The sequence below is a fragment of the Mangrovimonas sp. CR14 genome (assembly GCF_011764015.1).
Lineage (GTDB): Bacteria > Bacteroidota > Bacteroidia > Flavobacteriales > Flavobacteriaceae > Mangrovimonas > Mangrovimonas futianensis.
Genome location: NZ_JAAFZY010000009.1, coordinates 1 through 11,891, shown reverse-complemented (window position 1 = coordinate 11,891; position 11,891 = coordinate 1). Strand labels below are relative to the sequence as shown.

Annotated in this window: 11 protein-coding genes; 6 read left to right on the top strand and 5 right to left on the bottom strand. The window is 34.7% G+C overall.

The genetic code is table 11. The annotated features are described in order from the left end of the window. Window positions 1–2: 2 nt before the first annotated feature. From GZ212_RS15110 to murI, 5 genes are all read left to right on the top strand, one after another. A complete protein-coding gene (locus tag GZ212_RS15110; protein WP_166962079.1) occupies window positions 3–743 on the top strand; it encodes an isoprenyl transferase in 741 nt (246 codons plus the stop codon). Continuing rightward, window positions 715–3,354, top strand: coding sequence for an outer membrane protein assembly factor (locus GZ212_RS15105; protein ID WP_166962402.1), 2,640 nt, complete (start codon window positions 715–717; stop codon window positions 3,352–3,354). Before GZ212_RS15110 ends, GZ212_RS15105 begins: the two co-directional genes overlap by 29 nt. Window positions 3,355–3,512: 158 nt before the next feature. Continuing rightward, window positions 3,513–4,514 (top strand): OmpH family outer membrane protein, encoded by a 1,002-nt coding sequence (locus GZ212_RS15100; protein WP_206080465.1) that lies wholly within the window; start codon window positions 3,513–3,515, stop codon window positions 4,512–4,514. A gap of 37 nt (window positions 4,515–4,551) precedes the next feature. Beyond that, entirely contained in the window at window positions 4,552–5,061 is a 510-nt protein-coding gene (locus GZ212_RS15095) for an OmpH family outer membrane protein (protein WP_053969858.1), read from the top strand. A gap of 67 nt (window positions 5,062–5,128) precedes the next feature. Next, the gene (gene murI, locus GZ212_RS15090; protein ID WP_166962076.1) at window positions 5,129–5,908 is read left to right on the top strand and encodes a glutamate racemase; all 780 of its coding nucleotides are present in this window, start codon (window positions 5,129–5,131) and stop codon (window positions 5,906–5,908) included. On the opposite strand, the gene GZ212_RS15085 is transcribed toward murI, so the two are convergent. Genes GZ212_RS15085 through GZ212_RS15075 form a run of 3 tightly spaced genes read right to left on the bottom strand, consistent with a single transcriptional unit; the run spans window position 5,905 to window position 9,319 of the window. After that, entirely contained in the window at window positions 5,905–6,423 is a 519-nt protein-coding gene (locus tag GZ212_RS15085; RefSeq protein ID WP_166962073.1) for a gamma carbonic anhydrase family protein, read from the bottom strand. The two genes, murI and GZ212_RS15085, sit on opposite strands and share 4 nt — an antisense overlap. Before the next feature lie 4 nt (window positions 6,424–6,427). Continuing rightward, the gene (locus GZ212_RS15080) at window positions 6,428–7,162 is read right to left on the bottom strand and encodes a LytTR family DNA-binding domain-containing protein (RefSeq protein ID WP_166962070.1); all 735 of its coding nucleotides are present in this window, start codon (window positions 7,160–7,162) and stop codon (window positions 6,428–6,430) included. Further along, window positions 7,163–9,319: a histidine kinase gene (locus tag GZ212_RS15075; RefSeq protein ID WP_166962067.1), complete on the bottom strand. Its 2,157-nt coding sequence runs from the start codon at window positions 9,317–9,319 to the stop codon at window positions 7,163–7,165. Window positions 9,320–9,725: 406 nt separating this feature from the next. Here GZ212_RS15075 and GZ212_RS15070 point away from each other — a divergent pair, with 406 nt between their 5' ends. Further along, window positions 9,726–10,679: a hypothetical protein gene (locus tag GZ212_RS15070; protein ID WP_240923831.1), complete on the top strand. Its 954-nt coding sequence runs from the start codon at window positions 9,726–9,728 to the stop codon at window positions 10,677–10,679. 41 nt (window positions 10,680–10,720) lie between these two features. Here GZ212_RS15070 and GZ212_RS15065 read toward each other — a convergent pair whose 3' ends face one another. After that, the gene (locus GZ212_RS15065) at window positions 10,721–11,743 is read right to left on the bottom strand and encodes a type IX secretion system membrane protein PorP/SprF (protein ID WP_166962061.1); all 1,023 of its coding nucleotides are present in this window, start codon (window positions 11,741–11,743) and stop codon (window positions 10,721–10,723) included. A 4-nt stretch (window positions 11,744–11,747) separates the two neighbouring features. Beyond that, window positions 11,748–11,891 (bottom strand): T9SS type B sorting domain-containing protein (locus GZ212_RS15060; protein ID WP_166959098.1); only part of this gene is annotated, 144 nt, incomplete at its 5' end.

Genomic DNA, 11,891 nt, shown 5'->3' with positions numbered 1-11,891 from the left:
AAGTGGACTTAAAAGATCAAATACATACCGAAAAGTTACCAAATCACATTGCCATTATCATGGATGGTAACGGCAGATGGGCCAAACAGAAAGGTTTGATAAGAGCCATAGGGCATGAAAATGGCACCAAATCGGTAAGACAAGTGGTAGAAGCCTCAGCAGAATTAGGCATTAAAAACCTAACCTTGTATGCATTTTCTACAGAAAACTGGAACAGACCAAAACCAGAGGTTCAGGCCCTTATGAGGTTATTAGTATCTTCCTTGAAGAACGAACTGGAAACACTCCAGAAGAATAACATCCAATTAAATGCCATAGGCAACTTAGATGCGCTTCCAAAAAAAATAAATAAAGAGCTTTTGGAGGTCATGGAAAAAACCAAAAACAATAACCGAATGATACTAACCCTTGCCTTAAGTTATGGCTCTAGGGATGAAATCACTCAGGTTATCAAGGATTTATGCCATAAAGTTAAAAATAACATAATTTCTCCCGAAAATATTGACGAATCGGTTATTAATAAGCATCTTTACACGCAAAATTTACACGATGTGGATTTGCTTATTAGAACGAGCGGAGAACGCAGGATAAGCAATTTCCTTTTGTGGCAAATTGCTTATGCTGAATTATATTTTACGGAAGTTCTTTGGCCAGATTTCACCAAGGAGGATTTATTTAAGGCCATCATTGATTATCAAAATAGAGAGAGAAGATTTGGGAAAACAAGTGAACAAATTAATTGATAGCAAGCTATTGAAAACACAATTACTTTTTACATTATTACTTACCTTAATTTTAAGTATTCCATCGGCTGTCGCCCAAGAATTAATGGTTCAAGACAGTAAAACATATACAATTGCTGAGATTACTGTAAATGGTGAAACCTCCTTTAGTGAACAAACCATTATTGCTTATTCGGGATTAAGAAAAGGAGAAGAAATTGCTATTCCTGGAGAAAAAATTAGCAAAGCCATTACCAAGCTTTGGAATTCCAATCTTTTCAACAACATAGAAATTTACCTTAAGGATGTTAAAAATGGCAACCAGGCTTATTTGGAAATTAGATTAACTGATTTACCAGAACTGAATGAGGTTAAAATTACAGGTGTTAAAAAATCAAAGAGGGAAAAAATCATCAAGGAAAATAAACTTGATAAAGGTGTAAAGGTGACCGAAAACCTTATTACTACTACAAAAAACTACCTTATTAATACGTATAAAAAAGATGGTTACTATAATTCTAAAGTAGCCATTAATACAATTGAAGTTCAAGATTCAATTCAAAAGGCAAGAGTCAATATGGTTGTCAGGATTGATAAAGGCAGTAAGGTAAAAGTCAAAGACATCGATTTTACTGGTAATGAAGTTTTTACCGACAATAAATTGAAAGCTGCGATGAAAAAGACGAAACAAAAGAATTTCATTCGCGTGTACAAGCGGTCTAAATATATAGAAGCCGATTATAAGGAAGACTTAAAAGCTGTCATCGACAAGTATAAAGAAAATGGTTATCGAGATGCGCGAATAGTGGCAGATTCTATTACGGTTGTTGATGATAAAAATGTAGCCATTGGTATTCATATTGAAGAAGGAGAATTATACACTTTTGGAGATATTTCTTTCATTGGTAATACCGTTTATTCAGATGAACAACTTAAACGTGTTTTAAGGATAGAAAAAGGTGATGAATACAATGGTGTTATGCTAGAAAAACGTATTGCAGATAATACATCTCCTGATGCATTGGATATCACAAACATGTATCAAAACAACGGGTATCTTTTTTCTACCATTAATCCAGTTGAAGTTAGTGCTGAAGGCAACGTCATTGATTTAGAGATTAGAATTTCAGAAGGTAAACCTGTTCATTTTAATGATATCACCATTGTTGGAAATGAAGTTACCAATGATAAGGTAATTTACAGAGAGCTTTATACAAGACCAGGTCAACTTTACAAAAAGTCTAATGTAATAAGAACCATCAGGGAATTAAGTCAATTAGGATTCTTTGATGCCGAACAAATTGGAACTAATTTTAAAAACCCAAAACCTAATGAAGGAACCATCGATTTGGAATACTCTGTGGTTGAAACAGGTTCAAGCCAAGTAGAATTACAAGGTGGTTACGGTGGTGGCGGTTTCATTGGAACACTGGGCCTTTCCTTTAACAACTTTTCACTAAAGAATATCCTTAATAAGGATGCATATACACCTGTTCCAAGAGGTGACGGACAGAAACTAGCTTTAAGATTGCAAGCCAGTCAATTCTTCCAGACCTATAGTTTTTCATTTACAGAACCTTGGATGGGAGGAAAAAAACCAGTTCAATTTTCAACGTCATTCTCTCATTCCAAGCAATTTTCATATGATTACAGAACTGGAAGACCTGACAGAAGTAGAAGTTTCAATGTCACTGGTGTAACCCTAGGACTGGCAAAAAGATTAACCATCCCAGATGATTATTTCTCAATTTCACATGCCTTGACTTTTCAACATTATAACTTAAACAATTATAATACGAGCTTATTTACTTTTGGAGATGGGTATTCAAATAACTTGGCATATACCATAGGTTTAAGTAGAAATAATACTTATAACGATCCTATTTACCCTACAGGAGGATCTAACTTTACAGTAAGTGCTAAAGTTACCTTCCCTTACTCTTTGGTAAATGGTGTAGATTATAGAGCTTTGAGAGATGAAAGAAACGAATTAGATGAGTTTGTTTCAGACACCAACAATCCTGAAGCAGATCGTGTAGAAGCTGTAGACAGAATTGCTGAGATAGATCAAGAACGTTTTAAATGGTTAGAATTCTACAAAATTAAATTTAGAGTAGACTGGTATTCAGAACTAGCAAAAAAGCTCGTTTTAAAACCTAGTTTAGAATTTGGTTTCTTAGGGGCATATAATCCAAATAGAGGTGTAATACCATTTGAAAGATTTTTCCTTGGAGGTGATGGTTTAGCCAATTACACCTTGGATGGAAGGGAAACCATTGCCCTAAGAGGTTATCCTAACCAATCCATTCAACCTTTAGATGAAAATGGAAACCCAACAAATGATGGAGGAACGATTTATAATAAATTCTCTTTAGAATTACGATACCCTATTACTTTAAGTCAAACAGCTAAAATTTACGGATTAACCTTCTTAGAAGGAGGTGTCACCTACAATGATTTTCATGACTACAATCCTTTTGATCTTAAAAGATCTGCAGGTGTAGGTGTAAGAATCTTTATGCCCGCCTTTGGTCTGTTAGGTATTGATTTCGGGTATGGATTTGATCCGGTACCTGGTGAGTTTAATCCTAGTAGATGGCAAACGCATTTCATTATTGGACAACAATTTTAGTTTGGCACGATATTTTCTAATACCAAATAGATTATTTACATTGGGAATTAAAATTTTTAAAGTTAAATTTCGTTAATTTTGAAAACGTTAATTCTAAAGAAAGCAGGAGTTTCTGCATCTGTTGTTTTTAGAATTTATGAAACCATAAATCATTAAACATGAAGCAGATCAAATTAAAAGTTCTTTTTTTACTGATAGTGATTTCCACCATTGGTGTATCCTCTTACGCTCAACGAGGCGTAAGAATTGGTTACATTGATACCGAATATATTCTCCAAAACGTCCCAGAATATCAACAAGCTACCTCACAATTAGACAAGAAAGTATTGCAATGGAAGCAAGAAATTGAAACCAAACTAAGTGAGATTGAACAAAAAAGAAAAGATCTGAGCAACGAGAAAGTGCTTTTAACTAAAGAATTGATTGAGGAACGAGAAGAAGACATAGCCTTTGAAGAGAAAGAGATCCTTGATTACCAACAAAAGCGTTTTGGTCCTAATGGTGATTTAATGATTCAAAAGAAGCAATTAATCCAACCCATACAAGATCAAATTTTTGCCGCTGTTCAAGATATGGCTGAAAAAAGAAAGTATGACTTTGTTTTTGACAAAGCCGCTGATGTAGTCATGCTCTATTCCGCAGATAGATTTGATTTTAGTGATGAAGTTATAAGAAGTATCACCAGAAGTAACAAGCGTCAACAAGCTACTTCAAGAGCCGAAAGAAAAGCAGCCGATGAAGAAGAACTTTTACCCGAAATAAACGAAGAATTAGAAGCAAGAGAAAATGCTCAGGATCAAAGGAGAGATAGCATTATGAATGCTCGGGAACAAAGAAAACTAGAAATTCAACAGAGAAGAGATAGTATTATTGCGGCACGTGAAAAAGCGAGACAAGATAAAATTGATGCTCGTGAAGCGGAAAATACAGATGAATCTGACAACATTACGGAGGATACAGAAAGTAAAACACAAGCCAATGGAGAAGCTACAGAAACAAAAACAAGAGAGGAAATTCTAGAAGAAAGACGTCAAAAGAAACTAGAAGATAGAGAAAGAAGAAAGCAAGAACTTGAGGCTAGAAAACAAAGAATATTAGAAGAACGCCAAAAGGCGCAAGAACAAGAAGAGAGTCCGAAAGAGGACAATGAAGATAATTAACAATTTTAATTTATAACACACATTAATACTAGTAAAAATGAAACAATTGAAAACCATTTTATTTGCAACCGCATTATTTTTTGGAGCTATCAATTTCTCTCAGGCTCAAAGCAAAGTTGCTCATATCAACACTCAAAGTTTGATAGAAGCTATGCCTGATATGAAAAATGCCCAAAGTGAGTTGGATAAATTAGCAAAAACTTACGAAGCAGACATCCAAGCCTCTATTACTGAATACCAAAATAAGGCTAAGCAATATGAGGCAGAAGCTCAAACCAAGACTGATGAAGAGAACCAAAAGCGTTCTAATGAGCTTATGACTATGCAACAAAACATTCAGCAATATAGAGCAACTGCACAACAAGAAATGCAGAAAAAAGAAATTGACCTTTTAAAGCCAATTACTGAAAAAGCCAAAGCTGCTATCTTAAAAGTTGCCAGAGCACAAGGTTTTGATTACGTTTTAGATTCAACCCAAGGTGGAGGTGTTATCATGGCCGACGGTAAAAACCTATTAGATGACGTAAAAAAAGAATTGGGAATTTAATTATTTCCTTTCATAAAATAATTACAAAAGCTGCCTTCAACAAGGCAGCTTTTTTATTTTTGTAACAATGAGCACACAACCTATAGGTATTTTTGATTCTGGCGTGGGAGGCACTTCTATTTGGAAAGAAATACATGCCATGTTGCCCAACGAGAGCACTATTTACCTTGCTGACAGTAGATATGCTCCATACGGAAATAAAACCAAACAAGAGATTATTGACCTGAGTATTAAGAATACCAAGTTATTGCTTAATAAAGGAGCCAAACTCATTGTTGTGGCGTGTAATACTGCAACCACCAATGCGATAAAAGTACTGAGAAGTACATTTGATGTCCCCTTTATTGGAATCGAACCCGCCATTAAACCTGCCGCCTTAAATACTAAAACCAAAACAGTGGGCATCTTAGCCACTAAAGGCACTTTGGCAAGTGAACTTTTCAATCAAACTTCTGATTTGTTTGCGCGAGGGATTAAAGTTCTGGAGCAGGATGGTGATGGTATTGTACCACTGATAGAACATGGGAAATTGGATTCCAAAGAAATGCATCAATTATTAAACACCTATTTAAAACCCATGATTGAGGCCGATATTGACTATTTGGTGCTAGGATGCACCCATTACCCTTATCTCATTCCTCAGCTTTTGAAAATACTTCCAAAACACGTAAAAATCATTGATTCAGGAGAGGCTGTAGCCAAACAGACCAAGGCTATTCTTGAAAAAAATAACCTTCTCAACTCACTACCTACAAACCCAAAATTAGAATTTTATAGTAATTCTAACCCCGAGGTCATGAACCAGTTAATAGGGGACAAATTCAATGCCACATATCTGGACTTTTAGTCCTCTTTAAACCAACCAGAATATTTCACATAGTTGTTGGCTATCCTATCTATTTCACCTGATATTAATTCCTGACTGATATCCTTTACTTTTTTGGCTGGCACACCTGCATAAATACTGCCGGCTTCTACCCGTGTATTTTGAGTGACAACTGCTCCTGCGGCAACAATACTATTGCTCTCTACGACACAATTGTCCATGACAATGCTTCCCATACCTATTAAAACATTATCATGAATGGTACATCCATGAACAAGTGCATTGTGACCGATGGATACATTATTCCCAATTGTCGTAGGATGCTTTTGGTACGTACAATGAATGACGGCGCCATCCTGAACATTTACTTTGTCCCCCATTTTTATATAATGCACATCTCCACGTATCACCGCATTAAACCAAACACTACATTGTTTTCCCATACTCACCTCTCCAACAATGGTTGCATTCTCCGCCACATAACAATCGACTCCTATTTCAGGAGATTTTCCATTCACTTCTTTTATTAAAGCCATAATTCTATTGAAAATAAGATAATAATCCAGATTTTTTTGAGGCAGAAACCATAATCTCTTGCCCATTACTCAATACAACACTTCCCCCTTTTCCTTTCAGGTATTTGACAATTTCGTTAACATTGACAAGGTAGGATTTATGCACCCTTACAAAATTAGAAGCTTCCAAGGTTTCATCAAAGTACTTTAGGGTTTTACTAACCACTTTTTTCTTATGGTTTTTTAAATGGATTTCTGTGTAATTATCATCAGCTTTGCAAAAAAGAATGTCTGAAGTTTCAAGAACCTCAAAACCATCTTGTTGCGGAATGGTTATTTTTCCAATAACTCCTGGCTGTTTGGGAACCAATACCTGATCTTGAAGTGCATTTTCCTTTTCCTTTATATCGGCAACATAATCGACTGCCTTAATCAACTCATCTATAGAAACCGGTTTCATTAAATAATAAGAAGCATGCGCATTTAGAGCTTCCATAGCATAATGATTATAGGCGGTCACAAATATGGTTTCAAAAGTTCTGTCTCCTACTTTTTCCAAAAGATCAAAAGCATTACCATAAGGCATCTCAACATCCAAAAACACTAAATCCAACTCATGGTTTCTAATCAATTCAAGACCTTCATTGATATTTGATCCTTCGCCCATTACCGAAACCTGAGGACAATACTTATCCAAATACTTTTTTAAAATATCTCTACTTGCTTGTTCGTCTTCAACGATAATTGCTTTTAAATTCATTTAATCTTTTTTAATGGTTACAACAACCTTAGTTCCCGTTTCTTCGCCCTTATTAATATCTTCTATTTGAACATCTACTTTGTCCTTGTACATATCATTCAAAATGACCACCCGCTTTTGTATATTACTCAGTCCTTTTGAATTATGTTTCTTTTGATTTTGAGTTTTTAAGGCCTTTGATCGTTCCCTCCCTATTCCATTATCTGAAATTGTGATGGCTATTTCATTCCTATTGATATAAGAAATGTCTATTTGAAGCCATCCCTTTTCTTCTTTATACCTAAGCCCATGCCACACCGCATTTTCAATATAGGGCTGCAATAGCATAGGAGGGATTTGAAACTCATCTATCTTAATTTTTGGATCTACTTCAATGTTGTAATCAAACTTATCCTGAAATCTGAAATGCTCTAATTTGGTATATAACTCTAACAATTCAATTTCCTTCTCTAATGGAATAAAGTCTTCTTCACTGTTTTCCAAAACGGCTCGCATAAGCGTAGAGAAATCCGACAAATACTTATTGGCAGTTCGCTCATCATTAGTTGCAATAAAACTATTGACTGAATTCAAGGCGTTAAAAATAAAATGCGGGTTCATCTGACTTCTAAGCGATTTTAAAGCCAATAAATTATTGGCTAATCTTTGTTGTTTTATATACTTATACATCAAATAAGCCACAACAATTAATAAAGTCATCCCAAACACCAAGGAATAAATAACAATCTGTTGATTTCTGTTTCTTTCGGTAGTCAATTGATATTTACTTTCAGAAAGTTCCCTTTCACTCTCCAAACTCTTAATACGATTCTGCTGGTTGGCTATATCCCTGCTAAATTTAGCAGCCCTAACAATTTCCTGTTCCTTTTTCACATATAATTGTTCGACCAATTCAGTATAATCTTGATACGTCTTTAAGGCCTTTTCTGAATCTCCCGAACTATTATATACTTCTGAAAGCTTCCTAGTTGCATCCTTTTTCACAACCAAATCAGATTTAGTATCAGCTTGCTTAATACTTTTCTCTAGGTAGTTTATAGCACTGTCATAATCCTTCTGAAGGTAAAAAGCATTCCCTATCTTATAATTTTGTTTTTGTGGTGTATACGGACTGTCATTGTCGATTATAGAATCCCTTTCAACTTCCTTGATATCTTCCAACACTTCTTTGCGAAGCTCAATTTCCTCATCATAAGCTCGGTTACTCCCTTGAAAATCGGCGACTGTAACCTTTTCCTTTAAAGCCCTTTCTTTATTCTCCTTTGAAGCCAAATTTAAAGAGTTGTCATAATAATCTTCTGCAATCGTTATTTCGCCACTTTCATTATAACTATTGGCTATTTTGGAATTTAAATCAATTATTTTCGGCGTTATTAAATGTGCTTTTGCAACCTGAAGCCCCTTTTTATATACTGCAATTGCCTTTGAATAGTTTCTTGAATCCATATAAGCATCACCCAAACCTTCAAACAATAGGGTTTGTTGGTAGCTAGACAATTGGGATTCATTTATAGACAAGAAAGTTTTGATACTATTTTCCAAATCCTTATTCAATTGATAAGCTCTTCCTAATTTAAGCTTCACATCTAAAGAAGCCATATTTTGCAAACTAATACGGTAATTAGACACTGCTAGATCATACTGCTTCCAATGCATATAAATATCGGCTATAAGGTCATAGGCCTTAGCATTCTGTTCTTTTGAATTGCTTTCTGCTAAAGCATCTGTAGCAAATTGAAGCCCTTTTTCAACATCCAGCTTCAAATATTTTTTGGATGAATCCAAAAATCTTGAATATTGCTCGAATGATTTTCTTTGATTAGGTTTCCTGTTAAACTCAGGCTGTACTTCCACAATAATGTCATCATCATTTAAAATAACGTAATAAACCGTTTGGAAATCGTCATGACTAATGACTAATTGATCACCTTCCTTAGCTTTTATCTTGAATCTACCAGATTGGTTTGTAGTGGTTCGAGCACCAGCTAAAATTTCGACGGTAACATCTTTGATGGCTTTTTTACTATCACTTTCCCTTACCTGCCCTTTAATTTCATACTGTTTGACCTCGTTCAAATCAGTTCTATTCTGAGCGAACCCATAGAAATTCATGAATGTAAAGAAGATGATAATATAATATGTTGCTTCACGCTTCATAAAAAAATAATATTATAGTAAACATACATACTTTTCATCTTATTCTAAAACCATTTATATTAAGTCCAAAGGACTTACAGGGTATTTTATAGGGTTTTACTCAAGCAGCATGCACATTAACTAATTGTAATGCCCATCTGGCTCATTCTCCCTTTTATATAAAATACTTTCAATTTACATTTCTGAAATCTTTTTTATTTATATCATGAAACAAATTCTGTTTATTCTAGTCACTTTGGCCCTCATGGGATGCAAAAAAAACAATCAAACAAAACAATTAGCTCAATCCGAGATTAGCCAAATAAAACCTTTGCTCGAGAAACCAACAATTCACGTCGCTCTTCTTTTGGATACCAGCAATAGTATGGATGGCTTACTAGATCAAGCAAAAGCTCAACTTTGGTCTATGGTAAATGAATTATCTCAAGCAAAATTCAAGGATTTAAAACCCAGCCTAAAAATTGCTATTTATGAGTATGGCAATGACCAATTAGATGTAAAAAATGGCTACATAAGACAAGTGATGCCTTTTAATTCTGATCTCGATGATATTTCAAATAACCTATTTTCTCTCACCACTAATGGAGGTAACGAATTTTGTGGTCAGGTCATCTCAACATCAACGAGAGAACTTGGCTGGGGTAAAGAAAATAATGATCTTAATTTAATATTTATTGCAGGAAATGAACCTTTCACACAGGGACCAATTCCATTTCAACAGGCAAGTTTATATGCTAAGGAGAAAAAAATAACCATCAACACCATTTATTGTGGAGACTATCAGGAAGGTATAAATAGTTATTGGGAAGAAGGGGCAAACTTAACTCATGGCACCTATATGGCCATAAATCAAAATAATGAAACCCATTATGCATCAACCCCATTTGATGATGACATTTTAAAATTAAATGAAAAACTTAATGAGACCTATATCACCTATGGACAAAAAGGTCAAGAAAAAAAACTAATGCAACATGAACAAGATGACAAAGCTGCTTCTATAGGTAAAACTAATGCAGTCACAAGAAGTATTAGTAAAAGCTCTTATTTATATGACAATTCAACATGGGACTTAGTTGATGCCATTAAGAATCAAACTATCGATCTCCAAAATCTAAACAAGGATGACTTACCAAAAGAATTAAAAACTAAGTCTAAAACTGAAATTGAAACATACTTGAATAAAAAAGCTGAAGAGAGAGCACAGATAAACAAGGAAATTCAGTCAATCAATCAAAAAAGAATGGAATACCTTAAATCACAACAAAAAGAAAACACAACCGAATTACAATCTGCGATGATTAACAGTATAAAAAAGCAAGCTGCACTTAAGAATTACGAGTGGGAAAATAATCAATAAAAAAAAAGAGCCTTGAAAATTTCAAGGCTCTTTTTTTTTATTTAGTTAATCGCTGGACAGTTACAATGGTAACGCTCTCTACGACAATTGAAATTAAATCCTAATGTGATTTGGTGAAAACCACCATTGTTAAACACTACAGAATTTGCTTGATACGAATAATTGTAAGCAAACATAAACTGATTGAAGTTGATACCTAAAATCGGAGTAATGTATTGAAGCTTTTGACTACTTACACCTGTTCCATCTTGAAATTCAGCACCGTCCAAACTTCTTCTATATGATAAACCTCCCCAAACTTTACCAAATTCCATTTCTTTGTAAGCCTTCATATTAATATCTATAGAAGATTCTTTGGTTCCGTCTTTATACATAAACATAAGTGATGGCTCAAAACTCCACTCACTACCATATTTAGCTAAAATAGTACCAGCACTTACCAAGAATTGTCTTGGATTATCATAAGCAAAAATTCCATTTTCATTAAAATTGATACCATCATTTCTCAAAATGTTTCTTGCAGTAGCATGAATATAATGCTCATCAAAGTGGTAAGAAAACCCAAAATCAATATTGAAATTGGTAGCACTTTGATCTACCCCTGACATAATTCTATCAGGATGGCTAATCAAATCAGTTTGAAAAGCAGATTCATTCAAACGGTATTGTATAAATCCTGCACTTAAACCGAACGATAACATACTTAAATCCAATTCACTTCTAGAGAATTGAATATGGTAAGCATACGTTAAATATCCTCCTGTTTGAGAGTGGTACCCGTTTTCATCTGTATAAAATATAGCCCCTAGTGCAGAAGGTGACTCCCCTAATCTACTATTGGCACTTACCGTCAAAAGCTTCGGAGCATCTTCATGACCAAACCATTGCTGTCTCCCGGTAACCCTAACTTTTGCACAGTTAGCAACCCCCGCCATAGAAGGATGTATTAAATAATAATTATCAGTTAAATAATCAGAGTAAATAGGTAGACCTTCTTGGGCATTGGTACTATAATATGTAATAAAAGTCGTTACTGCTACTAATAAAAGTTTCTTAATATTCATAGGTTTATCGTTTCAAGGTAAAATGCTCTTTCAAGATCTTTGTTTCCCCGTTGCTTTCTCCCGGTTCGGTATACTCGACCGTGAACCAGTAGTCGCTCGATGGCATCAGCTCCCCGTTGTAGGTACCGTCCCATCCCTCGCCAGTGGG